The 22535-nt window shown below is 55.7% G+C and carries 16 protein-coding genes and 4 pseudogenes; 6 read left to right on the top strand and 14 right to left on the bottom strand.

Going from position 1 to position 22535, the window contains the following annotated elements; all coding sequences use genetic code 11:
• Positions 1-30: 30 nt before the first annotated feature.
• Genes C451_RS05580 through C451_RS05570 form a run of 3 tightly spaced genes read right to left on the bottom strand, consistent with a single transcriptional unit; the run spans position 31 to position 2382 of the window.
• Entirely contained in the window at positions 31-465 is a 435-nt protein-coding gene (locus C451_RS05580) for a hypothetical protein (protein ID WP_007738590.1), read from the bottom strand.
• A 17-nt stretch (positions 466-482) separates the two neighbouring features.
• A complete protein-coding gene (locus tag C451_RS05575; RefSeq protein WP_007738588.1) occupies positions 483-995 on the bottom strand; it encodes an aromatic-ring-hydroxylating dioxygenase subunit beta in 513 nt (170 codons plus the stop codon).
• 1 nt (position 996) lies between these two features.
• Positions 997-2382, bottom strand: a complete 1386-nt coding sequence (locus C451_RS05570) for an aromatic ring-hydroxylating oxygenase subunit alpha (protein ID WP_007738586.1) — start codon at positions 2380-2382, stop codon at positions 997-999.
• 206 nt (positions 2383-2588) lie between these two features.
• Here C451_RS05570 and C451_RS05565 point away from each other — a divergent pair, with 206 nt between their 5' ends.
• Positions 2589-3233 (top strand): helix-turn-helix domain-containing protein, encoded by a 645-nt coding sequence (locus C451_RS05565; protein WP_007738584.1) that lies wholly within the window; start codon positions 2589-2591, stop codon positions 3231-3233.
• A gap of 88 nt (positions 3234-3321) precedes the next feature.
• On the opposite strand, the gene arcD is transcribed toward C451_RS05565, so the two are convergent.
• The 3 genes from arcD to C451_RS05550 all read right to left on the bottom strand — a co-directional run bounded on the left by arcD (position 3322) and on the right by C451_RS05550 (position 7487).
• On the bottom strand, positions 3322-4842 hold the full coding sequence (gene arcD / locus C451_RS05560) for an arginine/ornithine antiporter ArcD (protein WP_275039320.1): 1521 nt from the start codon (positions 4840-4842) through the stop codon (positions 3322-3324).
• A 337-nt stretch (positions 4843-5179) separates the two neighbouring features.
• Positions 5180-6418, bottom strand: coding sequence for a site-specific integrase (locus C451_RS05555; protein ID WP_049912992.1), 1239 nt, complete (start codon positions 6416-6418; stop codon positions 5180-5182).
• Between the two features lie 301 nt (positions 6419-6719).
• Positions 6720-7487 carry an SDR family NAD(P)-dependent oxidoreductase gene (locus C451_RS05550; protein WP_007738581.1) on the bottom strand — a complete coding sequence of 256 codons (768 nt, stop codon included), beginning with the start codon at positions 7485-7487 and terminating at the stop codon, positions 6720-6722.
• Positions 7488-7583: 96 nt separating this feature from the next.
• Here C451_RS05550 and C451_RS05545 point away from each other — a divergent pair.
• Positions 7584-8245: pseudogene (locus C451_RS05545) on the top strand (IS6 family transposase); the annotation flags it as partial.
• Between the two features lie 78 nt (positions 8246-8323).
• Here C451_RS05545 and C451_RS05540 read toward each other — a convergent pair.
• Positions 8324-9430 carry an IS630 family transposase gene (locus tag C451_RS05540; RefSeq protein ID WP_007738580.1) on the bottom strand — a complete coding sequence of 369 codons (1107 nt, stop codon included), beginning with the start codon at positions 9428-9430 and terminating at the stop codon, positions 8324-8326.
• Positions 9431-9565: 135 nt separating this feature from the next.
• Between C451_RS05540 and C451_RS21950 the strand changes: the two are divergent.
• Positions 9566-9662 (top strand): annotated as a pseudogene (locus tag C451_RS21950) (IS6 family transposase); the annotation flags it as partial.
• 54 nt (positions 9663-9716) lie between these two features.
• Positions 9717-10679 carry a DUF2971 domain-containing protein gene (locus C451_RS20965; protein ID WP_080503515.1) on the top strand — a complete coding sequence of 321 codons (963 nt, stop codon included), beginning with the start codon at positions 9717-9719 and terminating at the stop codon, positions 10677-10679.
• Positions 10680-10701: 22 nt separating this feature from the next.
• Here C451_RS20965 and C451_RS20960 read toward each other — a convergent pair whose 3' ends face one another.
• Positions 10702-11016 carry a hypothetical protein gene (locus tag C451_RS20960; RefSeq protein ID WP_080503514.1) on the bottom strand — a complete coding sequence of 105 codons (315 nt, stop codon included), beginning with the start codon at positions 11014-11016 and terminating at the stop codon, positions 10702-10704.
• A 49-nt stretch (positions 11017-11065) separates the two neighbouring features.
• Here C451_RS20960 and C451_RS05530 point away from each other — a divergent pair, with 49 nt between their 5' ends.
• Positions 11066-11659: a hypothetical protein gene (locus C451_RS05530; protein ID WP_007738577.1), complete on the top strand. Its 594-nt coding sequence runs from the start codon at positions 11066-11068 to the stop codon at positions 11657-11659.
• 17 nt (positions 11660-11676) lie between these two features.
• Positions 11677-12369, top strand: coding sequence for a DUF6338 family protein (locus C451_RS05525; RefSeq protein WP_007738575.1), 693 nt, complete (start codon positions 11677-11679; stop codon positions 12367-12369).
• A gap of 18 nt (positions 12370-12387) precedes the next feature.
• On the opposite strand, the gene C451_RS05520 is transcribed toward C451_RS05525, so the two are convergent.
• From C451_RS05520 to C451_RS05495, 6 genes and pseudogenes are all read right to left on the bottom strand, one after another.
• On the bottom strand, positions 12388-14145 hold the full coding sequence (locus C451_RS05520) for a DUF262 domain-containing protein (RefSeq protein WP_007738573.1): 1758 nt from the start codon (positions 14143-14145) through the stop codon (positions 12388-12390).
• A gap of 1428 nt (positions 14146-15573) precedes the next feature.
• Positions 15574-16730 (bottom strand): annotated as a pseudogene (locus C451_RS05515) (site-specific integrase); the annotation flags it as partial.
• A 125-nt stretch (positions 16731-16855) separates the two neighbouring features.
• A pseudogene (locus C451_RS05510) lies at positions 16856-18600 on the bottom strand (TrkH family potassium uptake protein).
• A 1-nt stretch (position 18601) separates the two neighbouring features.
• Positions 18602-19312, bottom strand: a complete 711-nt coding sequence (locus tag C451_RS05505; RefSeq protein ID WP_007738571.1) for a potassium channel family protein — start codon at positions 19310-19312, stop codon at positions 18602-18604.
• A complete protein-coding gene (locus tag C451_RS05500; RefSeq protein WP_007738570.1) occupies positions 19300-19656 on the bottom strand; it encodes a hypothetical protein in 357 nt (118 codons plus the stop codon). Before C451_RS05500 ends, C451_RS05505 begins: the two co-directional genes overlap by 13 nt.
• A 24-nt stretch (positions 19657-19680) precedes the next feature.
• Entirely contained in the window at positions 19681-22092 is a 2412-nt protein-coding gene (locus C451_RS05495) for an amino acid permease (RefSeq protein WP_049912985.1), read from the bottom strand.
• Positions 22093-22535 lie beyond the last annotated feature (443 nt).

Genomic DNA, 22535 nt, shown 5'->3' with positions numbered 1-22535 from the left:
ATTCCTATAATATAGGTTTTAGCAGAGGATTCATTCGTTCAGATCAGTTTGTACCCACTGAGTGAAGAGATTCTGTTCCTGTTGAGCGAGAGTTTTGAGTTCGCTTGGACACAACTGAATCGATTCATCCTGTTTTTCGGCTTCTAAGTCGATGCGAACGCTCATTTCCGTCAAAGTTTCGTAGACGACAACGAAGCCGAACTCGTTCGAGATGACCGTCAGTTGGGTTCGTTCACCCTGCTCGGGCGCATCGGGCACAGATGTCACCTGATCAGTGCCAGCATCTGGAAGAGTAGCAAGCGTCTCGTTATCTTGCCAAGTGAGTGCCTCCAGCGCGACCGCATCCAACCGGATTGACGAGGTTGGCGTTTTGATCTCGAGGCGTTCGCCTTTTGGAGTCTCAACGCGACTGAGTTCGATTGTGTGACTGTCTGCCGTCAGTTCGGTGAGTGGGATGTGGTTCATGGGAATGTACCTCCGATTCAGAGGAAAAACGACATGTTTCGGCTCGCGAGAACTGTCTGGTCGAGATACACCGTTCGGTCCGCGAGTTTGAATCCGTCGTCGACACGACGAAGTCGGTCCTCCCGCTCGCCGACGATGAGGTCGTGATCAGCGGTATCGCCCTGACTTCGGTAAAACATCAAGTTACTCTTCACCGTCACATCGTCTTTGTCGTCATTTGGGAGCTCGTTCACTCGAATGTTCGAGACGAACCGGCGCGTCCGGGATGGCGGGTTCTCCGCCCACGCGTAGTCGTTATCGAAGCGTTCGACGCGGGTCGCGAGTGTGCCGTGGTCGTCACGGTAGAGAAAGCCCTTGCCACTGAACTCCGAGCGTTCGGAGCTTCGCTCGCGTGTCACCCGCCGCGGGACCTTGTACTCGATATCTTCGGTGAGGAGGTCGAACCAGTCATGGAGACGCTTGTCGTCTAACAGCTCAGCCTCGTGGTGGAGGAAGTCTTCACAGTCGAGTCGCAGCTCGTGGTTCGTCATCTTAATCACTCCGTTGCGCCGCCTTGTCCCCCGATCCGTCGATGCGCTGGCCAGTCATGGTGCGATACCAGCTCTGGTAGAACGTTCGCATCGTGCCGTCCTCGAAAGCAGAGTTGACGACCGTTCCTGGGCCATCCCATTCGTCGGAGATGTCTTCAGCGTCGCCCATCTCTCCCATCCCCATTTGGTAATTCGACGTACGATTGGTTTTGCGGACGAACGAACTCCCTGCTGCCTCGGTGATACCGTCCCAGACGGCGAAATCATCGACCTCGAAATTCCCTGAGACGCTGAAAGTGGTGATGCCGGTGTCGTAGGCTCGCTCTTTGAACTCCTCGGAGGCAGTTTTCGGGACGAGAATCCAGTTCCAGATCTGGGTTCTGTCCGGACCGATCGGCTGCCATTTGCGGATCGTCAGGAACTTCGTCAGCTCCCGATTGTCCGGATCGGCGTTTTTCAGCGTGTTGTTGAACGAGAGGTTCGGGAAGACGGTCCCGACGATCGAAACGTGATTTTTGGCGATCTTGGATTGGAGTTCGGTGAGGTGGTCGTCGCGATAGATTTCCTCGGGGTAGCCGCCGGGACTTTCCTCGAAGTACGAGAACGAACACGAATGGCCACTACAATCGAACACATCGAGTGAGGTCCGATTACCCGCGAGCGCGGTCAGATCCGAGGGGAAAATGTCGAGATCCATCGTCGATTTATGGGCCGCTGGCACGTGGTAGGCATCGCCGGTGAAGTTATCCGCAGCGATCTTCCAGCTCGTATCGGCTTCCCAGCGAATCGGCTCGCCGACGACCTCTAGCCCTTCTTCGGCGAAATCGACAGCGGGGTCGAGATACCACTCGAAATCGCCGAGATACTCGTCGAGTGGTGGTGTCTCCTCGGAGAGACATGCGAAGACGAGGCCTGCGTAGCTATCGACCTGCGCCGGGGATTGGAGGGCGTATTCACAGGTATCCAACTCTTGGTAGCACTGTTCTTTGTGTGGAACGCCGACGAGCTCGCCAGTGTTTTTGTATGTCCAGTTGTGGTATGGACAGCGGAAATGGGTCGTATTGCCCTGTTCGGCCCGCACAACGGTCGTACCACGATGTCGACAGGAGTCGAACAGCACCCGGATCTCGTCGTCTTCATCACGGACGAAGATCACGGGGCTATCGGCGATGTAGCGTTTGGCATAGTCGCCGGGTTCTGGGATCTCCGATTCGTGGCCGATGAACACCCAACTCCCGCCGAACACACGTTCTCGTTCCAGCTCGTAGATTTCTTGGTCGTTGTGAATTCGGGTCGGGATCTCACCGGTTTCCGAGATCTGTCCAACCTCATCGATAACGGACTGTATCTGCTCCGAGACACCGTCCTGAGTGAGGTCCGTTGCCATATATTGCTGTTCGGTATCGTGTCGCGTAGCATTGCTTATTCCGTATGGAACGCTATTTATACCCTGCGTGGGACACGCAGTTGCTCATACCCAACGGATCGTCATCGTTTCACGAGGGTTTCGCCGATTGTCTAGTCCCGTGAGATGACACGAAAACGGACCCAGACGGTCGATCGGTTTAACCTCGTGGCGACGAGTTGGCCGTCATGCACAAAGCCGTGTTCCGGATTGACGGGGACAGCCCGTATTCGCAGTCGACGTCCGGTACCGACACGGAGATCAAACTCTGGTGTAACGATCACTGCGATCTACTCTATGTGACCGGTGAACGGCAGGACGACGTGATCGGTCACGTCCGATCCGAGGTCGGGGTGGACGAACAGCTTGAAGACGATAGCGGCCAGTTCGTCATCACTGAAGATTGTCTGGCCGAACAGGCGGGCGATTACATCAGACCGTATCTCGTCGCCAACAACTGTCTGCTCTTCCCGCCGTGGCAGTACGAAAACGGGACGAAAGTGGTGCGCGTGCTCGCACTTGATCCTGCGAACCTCTCGTCGTTCTACCGGGATATCTCATCCGAATATACTGTCGACGTCGAATCCAAACGGAAGCTGACGAAAGTAGAGTCTGAGACGCCGGTGTTCTCGATGCGATCACAGTTTCCGACGCTCACCGACCGCCAGCGGGAGGTGTTTCTCATCGCCTACGAGCAGGGATACTACGAGATTCCGCGGGATACGACGACGACCGAAATCGCGGACGCGGTCGGGATCGGTCGACGAACGGTCGAAGATCATCTCAGACGCGCCGAGGAGAAGTTCGCCGACCTGTTTGCCGCCCATCTCTGATCCGCCGCTAGCCCGCAGCGGAACGAGGTGTGGACAACGAGAACCATGCAAGCAGTTCGTCGAGCTGATAAGTGAAAACGAGATTCGTTCAGTCTTCTCCGGCGACCGAGACGGGTCCGTCATCGGCCGGCGCAGCATCGGTAGATTCGACCGAGTCCTTGTAGACAATGCGCCAGCCGGTCGCGCCCATGAACAGCAACACGAGCGGCGAGAGGAAGCCGAAGAAGTAGAAAGGAGCGTACTGCATCGTCGGGACACCAAGCACGCCGGACATGTAGACGGCACCGCTGGTCCAGGGAACGAGTGCGCTCGTTGTCGTTCCGGCAGCCTCAACGGCGCGTGAGAGATTCTGTGATTCGAGGCCTTGCTCGCTGTAGAGGTTTCGCAGCGACATCCCCGGAACGACGATGCTGATGTACTGCTCGGCCGCAAGTACGTTCATCGAAATCGCCGAAAGTGCCGTCACGCCGGTCGTACTGCCGGTGCCGTGACACAGGCGTGCCAAGTGGTGGGCGAGTACCGCGAGAATGCCGGTCCGCTCGAACAGTCCGCCGAGCGCGAGCGCGGCCATGACGATGGTGATGGCCCACGCAGCGTCGGTCATCCCCCCACTCTCCAGAAGCCCGTTGACGAGTTTCATCCCCGTCTCGGGAGCTGTTCCGGACAGAGCTGCCGACCACGCACTGGCAAATCCAGTTCCTTGTACGACGATGGATGTGAGAGCGCTAACGAAGATGCCCGCCCCGAGCGTGGGAAGTGCCGGAATTCCGTAGATGGCAAGGCCGAAGATCACAATTAGTGGCACGAAGACGAGTGGTGTCACGGAATATGATCCTTCGATAGCCGTCTGAATCTCAGCGATGCGCCCGGCGGGGATGTTTCCCGAAACACTCAGTCCGAGTACACCGTACAGCACGAGCGATATTCCTAACGCGAGCATCGACCCGGGGCGCATCGCGCTGATATGTGTATAGAGATCGGTGTCCGTCACCGCGGCTGCAAGGTTCGTCGTATCCGACAGTGGGGAAAGTTTGTCGCCGGTGTACGCTCCCGACAGGATCGCACCGGCGGTCATCGGCGCGGGGATTCCGAGACCCGAACCGACTCCGATGAACGCGACGCCAAGGGCCCCGACCGCCGTCCACGAGGAACCGATTGCGACCGTGATGACCGCGACGAGAATCGCGGTCAGCGGGAGGAACACCATCGGCGTGAGCAACTCGACGCCGTAGTACATGAGGGTCGGAATCGTCCCTGCTTGGATCAGTGTCGAGACAAGCGTGTAGGCGAGGAAGATAATGAGGATCGCCTGCATCCCCATGAGAAGGCTTTCCGTGATGCCGTCGTACAGATCCTCCCACGACGTGCCGAGACGATACCAGGCAAACAGGCCCGTGAAGGCAATCCCCCAGAGCAGCGGAAACTGCGGTCCCAGTCCGAACCCAACGATGCCGACGCTGAGGAAGACAACCATTCCAACGATCGGTACGAGCGATTCGGCAAGCGACGGCCGATCCACTACTGGAATCTCTTCAAATAAACGTGGTTCGAATTCTACCATTCGTCCGTTTCCCCGCTTTGTCTGTACATGCGAATACCTGGGTCTGATCCCGTGCCAGTGGGTGTCTGTGCCATGCACGAACTACCATGATATACAACAGCCAATATTCGTGTATTCCGCGTGGACAACCATTTATAAGCAATGCTGATGTTGGCGATTGGATGGTCGGGCGTTGCATCGCAATCGGGTCAAACGCTGCTCTTTCGATGCAAAACGTCGCCCAAGCGTGAGATCTAACTCGTCGCCAGGGTCGAACAACTCACTCAGCGCACTTCGGGCGGGTCAATCAAATTCATGAATATCCGGAGCATTCACCGTTCTGTTGTCTGTTCGACGTTGTTGACACCAGCTGTGAGCCCAATCTCGCCAAACTACCGATTCTTATCTAATGATGGCCAGATACATCCTTACTGGATTCGGCTTGCTGATCAGCTTCTTCGAAAGCGTTAGTCATCTGGTCGGCAAGATCACCGGCTTCGATATGCGAGTAGTGTTCGCGGACGACTTCCTCGGAGTTATCGAGTGCACGGGCAGCAGCGGCATGCCCTGACGTACGGACGAGGACCTCGCCGGCACCGCGCCGGGCACCGTGAGGCATCAGATATTCTTCGCCATCGTTGAGTTCTATATCTGCTTCCTCGCAGAGACGTTTGAGAACGTGCCGGCCAGCGTCGGTCGTTATCGACGGTGGTTCGATGTCGTACTCGACGCAGAGTTCGATCAACGAATGGTCGGTACGTATCTCCTCGATCTCCGTGTTGGTATATCCATGATGGTCCAGCGCATCTGTCACCTGCTGAGAGAGCGTCGGGCGATGAAACGAGGGGAACACTGGCCAGCTCTCGCTCGGTGCATCCAGCACTTTCTGGTACATCTGTAGTGGATGAATCACTGGGTTGGGAAGGCCTCGATCGTCGAGGCGCTGCTTTTTCGCGAAGACTGTCGCATAGCGATCTTCGAGGTGAACATCTTCCCACCGAAGCCCCTGGCGTCGCTCGTCGCTCCGGTCTCGAAGGATCTCAGCACCTCGAACGCCGGAATACGACAACAAGTAGACCAGAGCGCGGTCACGGCAGGCTTTGATCGCTGCTTCTCGATCCTCACCAATGTCGTCGATCGCGGTGCTAGCCTGTTCGTCGACGAAGGTAGTGAGCTGCTGACGATCCTTGGCGGACCATGCCTGCTGGTCACCGCTCTTATGACCGCCGTCATCGGGTATCGGTTCAGTCGCATTACGGCGCTGGGCAACGTTCTCGGCGAGGTGGCCTTCGCGAACAGCCCAGCCGCAGAACGCAGAGATATACGCGTAGTACGTGCGCACCGTACCTGCAGTCCAGCCCTGTCGAGTGAGGTGACGGGCATATTCGCGAAGATGACCCGATTCCAACTCGTCGAACGTCGTCGGACTGTCCTCGTGACTGGAAAGGAAGCCGACGAATCGATCGAGCTCTCNACCCGATTCCAACTCGTCGAACGTCGTCGGACTGTCCTCGTGACTGGAAAGGAAGCCGACGAATCGATCGAGCTCTCGGCCCGCGTCCTGGCGGTAATTACCGCTCTCGCCACCCTGGCCTTTGCCCTTGTCCGTTAGGAAGTCCTCGGTGACTGCATCGATCCGTACCACGCTACGCGCCTCCGTTGCGTTCGCTGGCTCGAGCACTGCTCTCGCGATGAGTAACCGTGGTTCTGGGTCGTGGCATCGTGTTCGCTATGGGTGAGGGCGGGGAGGTGGATAAATCTACATGCCCTTACTAAGCTAAGCACGAGTAAACGGCGAAACCGCTAATTCCGCCGATTACAGCTACTCCAGTCTATCCAGAGCCAATATTATCGTCTATACGCTATATGCTGGATCATGGAATCTCAGTCGACCACTGTTGAGCATCGCGTTGTTACCGTCGTCGGGGTTCGTCTCTCGTGCCGATTTAGCGACTCAGGTAGCCACCTTCAACCCCGAGTGCTTCGCCAGTAACGAAGGATGCGTTCTCACTGCACAGCCAGCAAACCGCGTTTGCAACCTCTGCAGGTGTTCCGAGACGATTCATTGCGTGACGTTGTTCGATTTCCGTACGGGCCTCGGACCCCTCTGCGAGATCATCTGAGTCGTCGATCATGGGTGTCGAGATGAAACCTGGACACACTGCATTCACACGCACGTCCGTTTCACCATTTTCGAGTGCTGCGGTTTTGGTCATCCCGAGTACGCCGTGTTTAGCTGAGGAGTACGCCCCGCCGGTTTCGAAACCGACCTTCCCGAGTACCGACGAATTATTGACCACGACACCGCCGTCTTCTTGCTCCTGCATCTGTGCCAGCTCTGCCCGCAAGCAGTTGAAGACACCAGTGAGGTTGACGCTGATGACAGCTTCCCATTGATCCGGATCGTAGTCAGCGAGCGGGGCCGATTCACCACTAATGCCGGCGTTGTTGAATGCGTAGTCCAGGCGACCGAACTCAGAAACGGCCGCTTCGACCATCTTCTCTGCCTCTTCGGCGTCGGTCACATCCGTTTCGATGAAGAGTGCTTCACCACCGTCGGATTCGATTTCCTCGACGGTTTCCTCCCCACCTTCGACATCAAGATCAGCAATGACGAGACGTGCACCGCGGTCGGCAAACGCAATCGCGGTCTGTCTTCCAATACCGGAGCCAGCACCCGTTACGATTGCGACATCGTCTGTGAACGATTCCATATTCTGACTAATGGTTACAAGTTTTAAAAATGCTGCACGAGGCAGTGTCTAGCTAAGGTGGCTTGAGGAATGAGCAGGCAGTAGCGAGCACTATCCATGAAACTCGCGGACCTACTCAGAGAGACGTTGAACGTGGATTGTGATGAGGTTTGGCAGAATGAGCACACCCCGAACACCCTGACGGGTGTCGGGGTGCGTCTCCATTCGATGGGGCTGTCGCTGCGGGAGATCGTTGCAGTGCTCGACTGGCTTGGCGTTGACCGTTCCCACGGAGCGATTTGGAACTGGACGCACACGCTCTCAGAGACTCAGGCTGACCCGCCGACGTTCACGAGAGCAAAGCTCTCGTGCAGCACATCAGAACGCGAAGCGTTCTGAGGATGGCGGAGCCGTCGCGGGTCGCCGTCGACGAGAAACAGATCACCGTCGACGGCGAGAAAAAGTGGCTCTATGCCGCTGTCGACACCGATTCGAAACTGCTCCTCGATATCGAAGTATTCAGCCGACGCGGGACCGATCCCGCGTCGGCGTTCCTTCATCGACTCACTACCACACACAACGTCTCAGATACCGAATTTCTCGTTGACGCCGGTGGGTATCTGACCGCTCTCGCTCGGCGAGAGTTGAGCGGTCATCTCGACTACAGCGAACGGAATCTGATCGAGAAGCTGTTCCAGACCGTAACAATTCGAATCGACAGCTTTCACTTGTTCTGGCGGAGGAGTCCAGCCAGCGCACATAGTCATTTAGATAACTTCTGAAGATACGGAGCGAGGAATTTCTCGATCCATGAAACGGCGAAACTCAGCCGATCAGTGAGGCGGTCGAACNCATAGTCATTTAGATAACTTCTGAAGATACGGAGCGAGGAATTTCTCGATCCATGAAACGGCGAAACTCAGCCGATCAGTGAGGCGGTCGAACAGATCGGTGACGAGAGCGCGGAATTCCTCCGCGCTCTCGACGATCAGTGGCGAGGCTTCCCAGCGCAGACTCTTCCAAACCGGCTCGATCGGGTTCAAATCCGGCGAGCCAACCGGAAGGAACACCAAATCGATTCCTAGCTGATGCGCGCGCCTACGCGTGTACGGACAGATGTGCGAGGAGAAGTTGTCCAAGACGAGCAGAATCCGCTTGCCCGGATTCTGCTCGCGGATCCGTTCGAGACACGCACAGATCTGTTCTTTCTCCTGATTTTCGGGGAAGCTCACCACGCTCTCGCCGTTGAGTGCGTAGAAGCCGACCGTTGGTTCGTCGTGACGAACCAGCGGTCGAGTGATGTGGGGATCATCGACGTAGTACATCCGCTGTGAATTGTCCCACGGCTGTGGATGGGATGTATCGAAGAATCCGAGGATAGTACCGCCGTCCGTACAGATATCGTCGTCAACGACCCAGCCTTCCTCATCATCACTGTCCTGTTTGTTGTGTGGCTCATCGGCGTCCTCGTCGAACGCGTCTCCGACGCGTTCTTCGAGGATCCCCTCGGCGTTCTCAGGTTGAGAGGGACGCTGTGTTCGTGGAATCGCACGTGAGAGACCAAGCTTTTTGAGAAATCTTCCAAGGTGAGCTGGATGGTACTCAACGTCGAACTCTTCGTTGAGGAGGTACTGGATCTCCTGTGATTTCCAGGGTTGACCCTCTCGCAAGAGTTCGAGCAACTGTTCCTGCTCGTCCTCGCCGAGCTTCGGGGGCCTGCCGCCCCCGAAGTTCGGCGTGAGGAGACCGAGTCCCCCCTCATTCCATCGTCGTACCCAGCGAGTCGCAGTCGCAGAGGACCTGCCGACGTCGTCGGCAGCGTCCTCAAGAGTTGCGCCTTTGTAGAGTCGCTTGACGAACGTCAGTCGCTTGCTAACTTTTCCGTCGTCGGTTTCGGCGAGTAGTCGATCGAGATCGTCTTCACTGAGATGTCGGACGATCTCCTTGCGACGATCTCCACTCATGAGATCGCTGTCTCACGCGATCTTCATAACTTTCGCTAGGGACTANTCACTGAGATGTCGGACGATCTCCTTGCGACGATCTCCACTCATGAGATCGCTGTCTCACGCGATCTTCATAACTTTCGCTAGGGACTACGGCGCTGGCTGCGACGATTCCAAGCATCACTACAACCATGACCGACCGAATCAGGCGCTCGATGGACGAACACCCGCCGAGGAGGTTCTCAACTAGACACTACCACAATTTGAGAAGTATTATATCGAGCCCTGACGTCCTGGCATTTACATGGAACGTCTCACATCCCATCTCCTGACCAACGATACCAAGATTTGGCGGTATATGGACTATGAAAGCCTTATATGGACTCTTCAGACCAACCAAATACACCTACACCGATCCGACTGCTTTGATGACTCACTAGAGGGATCAGTTCCCACTGCCCTCACGGAAATATCAGACAAGAATTACGGAGAAATTCTTGCAGACACTCCCGAAGATAGTAGCGATACAGACCCAGAGGAAATGATGAAAGCGTATGCTGAAGGAATGAGAGAAGCCACCTTCCTGAGCTGCTGGCACATCAACGAAGGCGAATCTATGGCTATGTGGGATTTATATGGTAGGTCAAACAAATCAGTCGCAATACAGAGCACTGTTGGCAAGCTATCATCTGCTGTCAAAGAGCCAAATGGTGGGACAACATACATTGCGCCAGTTCTCTACGCTGATTACAACGCAAGTCCTGACGATCTTGACCGCCAATCAAGAGAATCATTAGAAACGCTATTTTCACGCCAACGCCCACCGAAGATGACCGATTTGTACCAACTAAAAGAGAAGAGTTTCAGTCACGAACAAGAACTCAGGATAATATACCAATCAACAGACATTATTGGAGAGCCAGCAGATGAGAGCGACGAAGACGCCTTTACTCCTTCTGGACCACTCCCATACGATACTAAAGATAGCGACCATTTCCCAAATGATGTACCAGCAACAGATGGATTCAACACAACTGTCGACATCGCCGAGTTGATAGAAACAATCCACATGGCTCCAGAATCATCTAAGACAGTCAAAGAATCCTTATCAGGTGTATTAGATGGCGACTCTTCCATACCAATCTCAAGTAGTCGATTAGAACCAACAACAATTCCGGGCGATCCAGATTTTGACATGGGGCCATACCAATTCGAGAGACTAGTCAACGCAGTTCCGGAAGAAGAATTAGAAGACTCAGAAGACTGAGAATATTCTTTGCGCATCACCCCTATTTCCGTCCCAATATCATCCATTTGGCTCGTTGCCATATCGAAGCGTTACGACGTTCTCGTTCCATCCGCTGCAATTCACGTTCACCGTCAACGTATTCAACAAGCTCACGATGCTCGTCACGCTGGTTGATGACTGCACGTTTCTCGCGGCGGACCCGATCGTTCTCCGTTTCCAACTCAGCCACCCGCTCATACGCTTGTATGCACTCTTGCACAGCTTCTGACTTCGATGCATACCGCCCGTCGTCACTCGATAATTCTTCTATCAACGCCACATGTTCTTCATCAACGGTTGCGGTGATCCGAGGCATATGCGCACTTCTGCATACTCACTCATAGAACTACGGTAGACGCCCGCCAATGGACGCTTATCTACCGACCACGACCGAATCCACTCTCGCGATCACGCTCTTTCTCACGCTCCTGCTGGTGTTCTCGCTCCCGCTCACGTTCCCGAGCACGCTCCTCTTCGCGGAAGTGCTCACGTGCCCGATCACGGATCTGCCGACGCTCTTTGATTTCAGCATAGAGATCTTCGCGCGTTCCGGTCAACGCGACCAAATTTCATGTGCCGCGCTCCTAGTCAGGGAGGCTTCTCTTTCACTTCCACCCTGCTATCGCGGTGTTTTTCTGCTACCGAATATGTATCAACGTGCAATGGGAGACGACTCAAGCGACGATTCCGGTTCTGAATCTTCAAAAAGTAGTTCGTCCAAAGGCAAACGGATTGAGACAGAACATTCTGCGAAGAAGCGTTCACGCACCACCGACATTCGTGGGAACGCTGGCACCAAAGAGATTGGTGACGACACCTCACAGAAAAGCGGTGGAAAAGACCCGCAGGGAAACGTCTCACCCAGTGCCGAGGGCGAAAGCATTCCGAACAGCGTTGACGCTGAGGCCTCACCCTCGGATAGCGCCAGTAGCAGCGATTCCAGCGGATCCGACGAATAACCCGACTATACGTCTTAATGCCCTCTCCAAGCGGAACGATCGCCTTCTACGCTGTTTTAGTCGCACCCGGCTTCGTTGCGGTGATGACCGCCATTAGCCTCGCTGCCCTTGAAGACGATCACTCCCAATTTGTGCTGTTGGTGTGGAGCCTTGTATCCAGCTTACTGATTGACACTGTGTTCCTCGCTATCTACCAACACTTCAACGATCCGATTACAGCCTTCACCGAGCTGCCGTCCGTCCTGTTTACCCCGGCTTTCCGATATGACTACATCGCCTGTATCTTCGGCTTCTCTGTTCTCGTCGGCATTATCTACAGTGGAGGCATCCTACTGGACTTGCAGGGCCGCTTACGAAGAGTCCTGCAATTACAGTCGAACATCACGTACAATCCTCGGCAGCCTTGGCAAAATTTCATGCGTGACGCTGGGTCGATTCGCATCAAGACTCAGGATAATGAACTCTATACCGGTGATGTAGCTGAATACAGTCGCGCTGGACGCGACCGCGAGGTCCGTGTTCAAAATCCACAGCGATATGATTCCGGTACTCATGGCTACGAGCCGGTGGGCCGGGAGGATATGCTGTTCATGGATGATGATATTGATCGGGTGTTGATGCGCTCTGAGGACAGCGAGAAAGCGAAGCAGGATAAGTGGGAAGATGACAGTGAGGAACCTGAGCAGGAGCCCGAACGTTCGGAGGCGTAGAGGTCGAGAAGTGCTTGGTTACATCCAGATATCGAGAGCCTCTTGCCTCAGCTTTTCATGTCGGTCTCTTAGATGCTCTGGAGTCCATTCACCGTAATCTTCAAGCTCCGTTACAAGCGGGAAGTCGCTCTTTTTGGCGAAATAGTCATCGTACTTTTCTGGGAATGGCTTGTTGCTGGCTTGGTAGTTTTTCCGGCCATCGAGAGGCACTAAATTACCCATTCGGTCGGCCCAGTCGTCGCGCATCCGCTCATCATCGAAGCGAGAGGTCCAGTATTCGTCTGTCGGCGTCTGAGGAAGGATGTGTTCGATCGATACGTTACTCCCATATTCTACCTTTCTGTTGCGGTTGTCGAACCGTTCGATGTTGAGCCGCATGAGGATGTATCGGGGCCACTGATACCGCCCTTTCCGATAGAAATTGTTGATGTTGAGACTGCTTTTGAAGTCGTCTTTCCTGCCATGAATTTCCTCGTTGAGGACTGGTAGATCAAGGACTTCATCTGGGCTATCAGCAGCTTCGATTTCATCGAGAAGGTCGTAGACACGGTTATAGCGATCATTGAACGACCCGCCGGTAAGCCAGTCTACTGTTAGCCGCTTTTCGAGTCGTTGAACAAACGAGGACAGGGCCATTTCGTCTTCAAACTTGTCGTCAAACCGGATGAGTGCGACAATCCATTCGTCAGAGGGATAGAAATCACGCATCAACGAAACTAGGTTGTGATAGTACACGTTCACTTCTTGGCTATTTGTATTTAGCTCGGCATTGTAAACGCGTTTCCGATGGGTTTCAAACACCCTTTCGAGATACTTGACGAATTTCTCGCCTTTGAATTTGTCATTTTGGCCAAACACACGCTGCTTGAACTCGTCGTATACTGATTTCCGTGACTTCTCCTTTACGAGGAGGTGCCGCATAAAGCCGATAAACCGTTCTAGGCCTTCATTGCCGACCTCTTCTTCCATGTCCTCCCATGTCCGCTGGTACTGCTCGCGTTTCTCATCATCCTCGATCGCGCTCAGATTCTCGCTTTTCAGCAGGTCGGCATTGTTCAGCGGCATTCCACGAGCGTTCGTGACGTTGAAGAGCCGAAATGCAGAACTAAGGGAGTTCGTGGTGATGCGGACCATTACCACCCGTAGTGTAAGGAATACACCGAAGTCGGCTAAAGTACCGTCCTCTTCCTCCTGCCACTCCTGTAGTGCGTTTCGAAAGACGTGGATTGCTTGCAGGATGTTTTCCTCTGGTTCTGTTTCGCCCTTCTCGGGTGACGGCGCATCTATAGTTGCCCCCTCCTCAAGGACATTTTCCCGGAAGAAATCCATATCGCGCTGCCGTACTTCCAGTCGGATGGTTTCTTCTTTTCCGTGGTAAGGGTCGCCTGCCTGATGAACCATCCCACCTAGGGTGTTTGTACCTTCTATCATATCGCGTAGAACAGCGATGAGGATGGATAACGAGGTGATGCGTTGTTGACCGTCGATGATATCATACCGTTCGCCAGAAGCCTCTCCAGCATTTAGAATGATGCTCCCGAGGAAGTAGGGTTCATACTGATCTTTCGTGGCCATCTGCAAGCTGCCACTTTCATCCAGTAATTCTGAGTGTGCTTCACGGCCTACGTCATAGGAGTCCGTTAGGTCGTCAATCAGATCGCGAAAGTGTTCTTCAGTCCATGAGAACGGGCGTTGGAATTTCGGGATCTGGTATCGATAGTCGTCAAAGAGGGTTGTGAGATATTCTTCTTGTGCATCGATCTGGGAAGCATCCATATTTCTGTGGTATACTCTCGGGACTTTAGTACTGTACTCATTGCTGGTGGAGATCACAGACAGCGAGAGGGACTATGAGACCGCCAGAATTCGGCCTGTATCTTCAAAGGGTTTGATAATATATGTAGTATAAAATGACAGGATTCGCTGTTTCACGGTACGCTTGATGTTATAGACGACACACATCACTGCGAGTTCTCAGAACTCACGGAACCTTCTGACCAATTTAACCCGGTTAGCCAGCGTTCCGGCGGATCCATATCCCGCAAATCGGTGGTTCAAATCCACCTCCCGCTGTCTTGTGGTTTTCATTGAGAGTCGATGCAGGACGAGTGTACTCGGAGCTAGAGAACTAAGGACGGGTGAGCGAAATTAGCTCTCGGGCGGGGAGTCCAAATCGAGCGAAGTACATGACGCATTTCAACCACGTTAGCGAGCAAGAACTTCTATCGGGTCGAAGTGGGGCAACTAATATAACAAACCATTGCATAGATGATCTATGGATGATGAACCTGTATCAGCCGCTGATTCCGATAACTCTATTCCGGATATGTTTGTTCATATGGAGAGTGCGAAAGAACGGTATCAGGAACGATCCGCGCGCTCGTCGTCAAAATCGCGAAGTAGTGGCACACCGTTGCAGCGGACAATCCGGGAACGCACAGATTGCGCTGTCTTAGCGAGCAACCACGAGCAGCGACTTCAAGAGATGGTAGATAATGATGCCATAACCCATCGATCCGGCAAACGATGGACGTCCGCGGGGGTCGGCGTTGATGCACATGGTCGTATGCCGATTTATTATCGATTAGATGGGCTCGTTACCCATGTCGGATACATCTCGCGAATTATTCTCAATCCAAATGAGAATGAAGCTGCGGCCAAAGAATTCCTCGAACACATCAGTAGTACTGACGACTACGGCGATTACAATGATGAACTGGATACAACCACTTTCATCGTGACTGGAGGACGGCGGCTCGCTGACCCATTTTCCCAATCGGAGCTGCGAAAGNGGCGATTACAATGATGAACTGGATACAACCACTTTCATCGTGACTGGAGGACGGCGGCTCGCTGACCCATTTTCCCAATCGGAGCTGCGAAAGATCTCTGGGGCGGGACATGTCGACGAGAATTATTCTCGCCAGCCGGCGTATGTTATCCAACGTCCTGGAGACTTTCCGGAGTTTGGTTGAATCTGGCGAATTGCTTTCTGACTGTATGGTTCATTTAATCAATCGCGCCGCTGACGCGGGCGACGGTCGGATATTGAGCGAAGTCCCAAGAACACCCTTACCTGGTAACGTCGATGAGTTCAGGCAGAGAGGCAGGAACATATTGAAGCGGTGCTAAGCAACGTGTCATTCGATCCGAGTCCACTGCGCAATTCACAAGAGGATTCACTCGCTCTGCGCTGAGTCCCGCGTTCTGATCGGCTTCTTCGAAGGCGCTGGTCATCTGATCGGCAAGATCACCAGCTTCGATATGCGAGTAGTGCTCGCGAACGACTTCTTCAGAGTTGTCGAGCGCTCGGGCAGCAGCCGCGTGCCCTGACGTCCGCACGAGAACTTCACCAGCACCGCGCCGGGCACCATGAGGCATCAGGTATTCCTCGCCGTCGTTGAGTTCTATATCTGCTTCCTCACAGAGACGTTTGAGGACGTGCCGGCCGGCGTCGGTCGTTATCGACGGTGGTTCGATGTCATACTCGACGCAGAGTTCGATCAACGAATGGTCGGTACGCATCTCCTCGATCTCCNTTCGATGTCATACTCGACGCAGAGTTCGATCAACGAATGGTCGGTACGCATCTCCTCGATCTCCGTGTTGGTATATCCACGATGGTCCAACTCATCTGTCACCTGCTGAGAGAGCGTCGGGCGATGAAACGAGGGAAACACCGGCCAGCTCTCGCTCGGTGCATCCAGCACTTTCTGGTACATCTGCAGGGGATGAATTACCGGCTGAGGAAGCCCCCGATCGTCGAGACGCTGCTTTTTCGCGAAGACCGTCGCATAGCGATCTTCGAGGTGAACATCTTCCCACCGAAGCCCCTGACGTCGCTCGTCGCTCCGGTCTCGAAGGATCTCCGCACCTCGTACACCGGAGTACGACAGTAGGTAGACGAGCGCCCGATCGCGGCAAGCTTTGATCGCTGCTTCCCGGTCCTCACCAACATTGTCGATGGCAGCACTAGCCTGCTCGTCGACGAAGGTGGTGAGTTGCTGGCGATCTTCGGCGGACCATGCCTGCTGGTCGCCACTCTTGTGACCGCCGTCGTCGGGGATGGGCTCGGTCGCATTACGGCGCTGAGCAACGTTCTCGGCGAGGTGGCCTTCGCGAACGGCCCAGCCACAGAACGCAGAGATATACGCGTAGTAGGTCCGTACTGTGCCCGCAGTCCAGCCTTGACGAGTCAGGTGACGGGCGTATTCGCGAAGATGACCCGATTCCAACTCGTCGAACGTCGTCGGACTGTCCTCGTGACTGGAAAGGAAGCCGACGAATCGATCGAGCTCTCGGCCCGCGTCCTGGCGATAGTTGCCGCTCTCGCCACCCTGGCCTTTGCCTTTGTCCGTCACTGAGGTCGGCTAGGTGGATTCGTCATGCACGGCTACCCGCGTAATTATCTCCTGTCAGAATAGCTTGCTAAACTACGCTCATCGAGATCAACCCAGCCAATCTCATATACTTCGATAGCAATGAGCTACGGATTGACTCCGTAGATCAGCGATCGAGCAAACACGAGGACGGGAATGATTTCGAGTCGCCCGATCCACATGTTGATCACGAGCATACCCTCCGCGATCGGGTGCATCGATGGGCCAGTGATCCCTGTCGAGAGACCGACGTTACCCTGTGCGCTCGCGACCTCGAACAGGGCATCCGCATAGCTGAATCCCGGTCCAACCAGATTCGAGAGGATCACGCTACCTCCAATCAGAACAAGTACCCNCTCGCGACCTCGAACAGGGCATCCGCATAGCTGAATCCCGGTCCAACCAGATTCGAGAGGATCACGCTACCTCCAATCAGAACAAGTACCCAGAGCAAACTCACAATAGCAGCCTCGCTGAACTCGCGTTCCATCCCTTCTCTGTCGAGTTGCCGATCACCGATGTGGGTGCTTACAACGGCACTTCCAGGCAGGAACACCCGGGAGAACTGCCAGCGGATGCCGCGTACGATAGTATAGCCGCGGATTATCTTGATACCTCCGACCGTCGAGCCGGCCGCTCCACCGAGTACCATCGCTCCTGACGTGATAAGTTTCCCACCTGCACTCCACCGACCGACCGGCGAGGACTGAAACCCCGTGCAGGAGAGCGCACTGACGAACTGGAAGGCCGAATCGCGCAGTGAGAGCGCCGGGGCGAACGTCTGGAGGTTCTGGAGAGTCAAGACCGCGATTCCCGCTCCAAGCAGGATGAACAGCCAGCGCGTCTGGAGGTCGTCNAGGTTCTGGAGAGTCAAGACCGCGATTCCCGCTCCAAGCAGGATGAACAGCCAGCGCGTCTGGAGGTCGTCGAACAGCTCACGGAGATCGCGATTTTTGAGGACGGCGTAGTGGATCGGGAAAGCGATCGCGCCGAGGGTCATAATGGGAAGGAGGACGGTCTCAACCAGCGGCGAGTCGTAGGTCGCGATCGAGTTGTCCGTCACCGAGAACCCACCCGTAGCGAGTCCGGTCATCGCGTGGTTGAGCGCTTGCCAGGCAGCCTCGGCCGGCGGGAGGGGTTCGCTCACAAGCAGCGCCCCGAAGAGGGCAACGACGGCCAGAACTGTGTAGCCGAGGAAGATCTTCCAGACCGTCCGCACTGTGGAGACGATGCTCGGATGGATGCGCTCCCTGCGGGCCTCGCTGCGATAGAGCGTGTAGCTCCCGCTGCCGGGCCGCGAAAGGATCGACACGGTGAGCACGATCACGCCGACGCCGCCGACCCACTGCATCAGCGAGCGCCACCACAGCAGCGCGCGCGGCAGCGACGGCTCGTGAACCGCCATCGTCAGTCCGCTACCGGTCCAGCCCGACATCGACTCGAAGATCGCATGGAGCGGATTTGCGAAATACCGGAGGCTCGATGCGGTGTAGCTCGCCCCCTCGGGGACGTAGGCGGCCGCGGCGGCCGGCGAGAGCAGGTGCGCCGAGAGGAAGAAGGGCAGCGCACCGAAGACAGCGGTGAGCAGCCAGCCGGCGGCGGCGATGATCATCCCGTGTTTCATCCGCGGAGCGGGCGCGGCGGCGAAGACGCGTCTGGCGATCCCGCCGACCGCGAGAGTAAGGATAGCGGCGAGGAAAAACGCGAGCGCGACGCCGTACTCCCCGAACGCGAGTCCGACCAGCGCGGAGCCACCCATGAGCGCCGACTCCATCAGGAGCAATGAACCAACGTCACGAACGATCGTAGCGAGATCAGCCGGGAGCCCGGCGATAGTATGTCCTTGACGCATTTCAGCGTCGCTGGTGGTTGTTTCGGAGGGCTCCAGCGTGGTCTTCGTAGTGGCCGAAAACGTCTGTGACGCCGGGAACCGCGCCTTCGGCCGAGTATATCACAAGCAAGTCGCCTGCCTCGATACGCGTGTCACCACGAGGAGTGATCGGTTCCTCACCGTTGCGGTCGATGGCGACAATGAGCGTTTCCGCAGGCAGCAATCCGTCTGTGTCGGCCTCGGCGACCGTTTGATCGGCAATCGGGGCCTCCTCGCCAACGGTGATTTCGAAAATCTCTGCGCGTTCACCGACACGCATGAAATCGACGATCGATGGCCGTTTCACGGCGCGATAGAGATACTCGGCGATCAGTCGCTGGGGGTTCTCCATCCCGTTGACGCCGATCTGCCGGAAGACGTTCAGGTGTTCGGGATCGTGGACGACCGAGACGACGTTAGGAACGTCGAGTTCCTGGGCGAGCAGGCAAACCATGATGTTGGTCGCATCGCGTTCGGTCGTCGAGATCAGCGCATCCGCGCGGTCGGCTCCGGCGTCTTCGAGCGTATCCTTGATCGTGGCATTATCGTTGAGTACGAGACAGTCGTATGCAGCAGCGGCCGCCTCGGCCTTCGACTCGTCACGTTCGATGACGACCACCTCGTTGCCGCCAGCGGTAGCGACCTCGATCAGTGGGGTGCCGATGTCGCCCGCTCCGACGATCACGATGTACATTCATCCACCACCTTCCCGATATAGGCCCAGTGGAGATCTTCCTCACCAGTAACGTATCTCTCCGATCGCACGTGATACAGATACGGGCCATGCGGGCACTCGTCGCACCCATCGGCGCAGTCCTGACGCTTGATCACGGTTGTATGGGTCCCATGATCTTCGACCGAGACGATTTCCTCGTTCGGTCCGGCCTCGATTCTCGCAGCTGGATCGATGCGAGAGTTCAGGAGAGCCTGCCCATAATCGAGAACAGCGCGGAGTGATTCACCATCGAGCTGGCCGAGTTCGGTCGCTATCGATGGCGGCACTGCATCCGGTGGCGTCGGGTCGGTGTTGTTGTTCATTGTAGATCCTCGTCTGTTCACTCACTACTGCTGTTGACTTTTGAACCAGCGCGTCAGGCGGGACGTGATCCCCTGATGGCGCTTCGCCATGATCACCGTGTGCTTCGCCCGTCGACCGACTTCCTCGGGGATGCCACCGAAGACGATCTGCTGTAGTAGGCCTTCCCTCGTGGCTCCGATAACGGTATGATCGTGGTTGTCGCTCTCTTCGACGATACGCTCGGCAATATCCGTCCCTTCGAGAAGCGAACTTTCGACTCGATCATAGTCGTCGATGACATTGGTGGCTGACTCCAGCCGCTCGCGGGCGTTCTCGCGCTCGTCCTCGTCGGCTTCCGGCTCGATCACGTACACAACGTTGATACGCGCATCCTGTGGACGAGCGATCGCACGTGCGATCTCCGCGGCGTACTCAGCGTGAGGGCCGCCTGCCGTCGGCAGTAGTATCGAGTTGACGTCTTCGGCGGGACTGATTCGCTCGACGAGTACGTTGCATTTGGCTTGCGTCACGACCTGATCGACGTTGCTGCCGAGAACGAAGTCGGTGCGGCGGCCACGACCCCGCCACCCCATGAGAATCGCATCGCTGTCGTGCTGTTCGACCGTGTTCAAAATAGCAGGAGCAACGTCGTGGCCAATCCGGATCGTCCCTCTTACTGGAACGTCAGCTTCCTCCGCAATTGACATCGCTTCCTCAAGCGTCTCGCGTTCGTCGTCAACAAATTCCCGTCCCTCATCGAGCGGCGTCTGCTGGGGGACCGTCACGACGCTGATGACGTGAATTTCGGCGTCCATATCGCGGGCGATATCGATGGCGCTCAGCATCAACGGCTCCGCACTCTCAGGATTGGCAACCGGGACGACAAGCTGAGAGTCGCGGTCGGCAGGCGTCTGTTCGGTGGTGAGTGTCGGAGTCTCCTCTTCGAGCTTTTCGTCCTCTTTCTCTGCCGAATAGCCGTAGTAGATGACGAGTCCGAGAGCCATCCAGATCGTCGTCACACCGAGGGCGATGAGTCCCTCATTGCTGGTCCCGATGCCGATGGCCTCCAGCCCGAGTTCGTAGATGATGAACGGCAACAGGATGAGTAGGAGAACGATCCCGATGATCGGCGGCCACGGCATGTACGGAATTTCGAAAGTGCGCGGGAGGTCCGGGTGGGTACTCCGCATCTTGATGACCGTCCAGTTCACCTGCAAGAACAGGAGAATGAACATGATGTCCGCTGCGGCGGCGACGCTCTCGATAGGTAGTGCGACCGCCATAGCCATGATGAGCACCATCGAGACGATGATTGCGACGTGTGGCGTCTTCTTCTCGGGATGGATATTGTTGAACATCCCCGGCAGCACGCGGTCGCGTCCCATCGCAAACGACACCCGGCTGGAGGAGTACACCGTCGCGTTGAGCGCGCTCGTGGTCGAAGCTAGTCCGGCGACGATCAAGAGCAGAGCACCATACGGGAGGAACTGTTCGGCTGCACGAATCAGCCCGAGTTCACCGAGGTTCTGGAGGACTTGCCAGACGAATACTTGGTCCGGTGGCCGACTGATCCCCGCAATCTCGAGGATTTCCGGCGTTATATTGAGCCCTCCAATCAGGGCAAACGCGACGAGCACGTAGACCGGAACGACGATGAGCAGCGAGTAGAACACCGCCTTGGGGACGTTTTCACCCGGATTGACGACTTCCTCGCCGGATTGGACGATGATCTCGTAGCCCTCGAACGCGATGAACGTAAAGCCCATCGCGCCGATGATACCGGCGATGCCGGCAGGCGCAAATGAAGGCTGTGACAGGAACGTTGCCGGCCAGTTCGGGTTGCTGAACGTAGCGAGGGCACCGAAGAGGATGAACAACCCGAGAATCACGAGCTTAATAGCAACGACAACGAGTTCTGCGCTACCGGTCTCCTCCGCGCCGCGATAGTTGATGTAGGCAAACGCAGCGATGACCACCACTGCGATCGCCTTTTCGAGGACGTGGCGAGTAATGAAACCAAAGAAGACGAATTCGCGCCCGAGATCACTGAAAACGACGAAAAACTCGGTGAGGAACACACCGAAGGTCACGGCGTATAATGCACACGCGACGGCGTGCGCAAACCAGCTCATCCACCCCGCATAGAAGCCATTCGGGTCGACTAATGCCTCTTTGACCCAGAGATAGCCGCCGCCGGCTTCGGGGAACGCCGCGCCGAGTTCGGCGTACGAGATGGCAATGAACAACGCAACGATTCCATTAAGGACGAATGCTATCGTAATCGCGGGACCGGCGATGCCAGCAGCGAACCCGGTGAGTGCGAACACACCAGCACCGATCATCGCACCGACACCGATCATCGTAATGTCGGTGAGACTCATGTCTCGGGAGAGCTCCGTCTCCACAGTTCCCGACCCATCTCCGGGTGAATTCGTCTCTTGAGTAGGGTCAGTCATCGTTCAACGGTGGACATTATGTCTCGGAAGCAGATGGTGGATTGTCCCAGCACTCAGTTCATTCGTCTCATCGGAACTGTCCGCGAGCGTCATTCGATCGGATCGCCCGCAATCCACCGGTCGTACACCGACGTGCTGCCGGTGTCGCGTTGGGTCATCACCACCACGTTTCGTCGGATGTGTGATTTTCATCGGTATTCATAGCCCGAGGAATTTGCTAGCTGCGCGCTCTCTTGCTTGGCTGATTTTGTGAATCATAGACAGATACCCCCTCGAACCGCAATTCGAGCGCCGCAATCATGGTGACTGACAGGGTTCATGAGCATCGTCAGATAGCTATCCACATGAGCCTTGTGTTATTAGCAAATGCAGAAGAGAGGTTTATACGCTACCTGTGGTGAACATATTTGGGATGCTGTAGAATCATGGCTAGGACCAGTAGC

Origin of the sequence: Halococcus thailandensis JCM 13552 (assembly GCF_000336715.1) — an archaeon.
Classification (GTDB): Archaea; Halobacteriota; Halobacteria; order Halobacteriales; family Halococcaceae; genus Halococcus; species Halococcus thailandensis.
Note: the sequence above shows the minus strand (reverse complement) of the source record. Positions and strands in the feature narration are given on the sequence as shown.

Bases quoted from the DNA above. Each gene is read 5' to 3' on its own strand.
- C451_RS05580 (WP_007738590.1), bottom strand. From the start codon at position 465: ATGAACCACATCCCACTCACCGAACTGACGGCAGACAGTCACACAATC.
- C451_RS05575 (WP_007738588.1), bottom strand. From the start codon at position 995: ATGACGAACCACGAGCTGCGACTCGACTGTGAAGACTTCCTCCACCAC.
- C451_RS05570 (WP_007738586.1), bottom strand. From the start codon at position 2,382: ATGGCAACGGACCTCACTCAGGACGGTGTCTCGGAGCAGATACAGTCC.
- C451_RS05565 (WP_007738584.1), top strand. From the start codon at position 2,589: ATGCACAAAGCCGTGTTCCGGATTGACGGGGACAGCCCGTATTCGCAG.
- C451_RS05550 (WP_007738581.1), bottom strand. From the start codon at position 7,487: ATGGAATCGTTCACAGACGATGTCGCAATCGTAACGGGTGCTGGCTCC.
- C451_RS05540 (WP_007738580.1), bottom strand. From the start codon at position 9,430: ATGAGTGGAGATCGTCGCAAGGAGATCGTCCGACATCTCAGTGAAGAC.
- C451_RS20965 (WP_080503515.1), top strand. From the start codon at position 9,717: ATGGAACGTCTCACATCCCATCTCCTGACCAACGATACCAAGATTTGG.
- C451_RS20960 (WP_080503514.1), bottom strand. From the start codon at position 11,016: ATGCCTCGGATCACCGCAACCGTTGATGAAGAACATGTGGCGTTGATA.
- C451_RS05530 (WP_007738577.1), top strand. From the start codon at position 11,066: ATGGACGCTTATCTACCGACCACGACCGAATCCACTCTCGCGATCACG.
- C451_RS05525 (WP_007738575.1), top strand. From the start codon at position 11,677: ATGCCCTCTCCAAGCGGAACGATCGCCTTCTACGCTGTTTTAGTCGCA.
- C451_RS05520 (WP_007738573.1), bottom strand. From the start codon at position 14,145: ATGGATGCTTCCCAGATCGATGCACAAGAAGAATATCTCACAACCCTC.
- C451_RS05505 (WP_007738571.1), bottom strand. From the start codon at position 19,312: ATGTACATCGTGATCGTCGGAGCGGGCGACATCGGCACCCCACTGATC.
- C451_RS05500 (WP_007738570.1), bottom strand. From the start codon at position 19,656: ATGAACAACAACACCGACCCGACGCCACCGGATGCAGTGCCGCCATCG.
- C451_RS05495 (WP_049912985.1), bottom strand. From the start codon at position 22,092: ATGACTGACCCTACTCAAGAGACGAATTCACCCGGAGATGGGTCGGGA.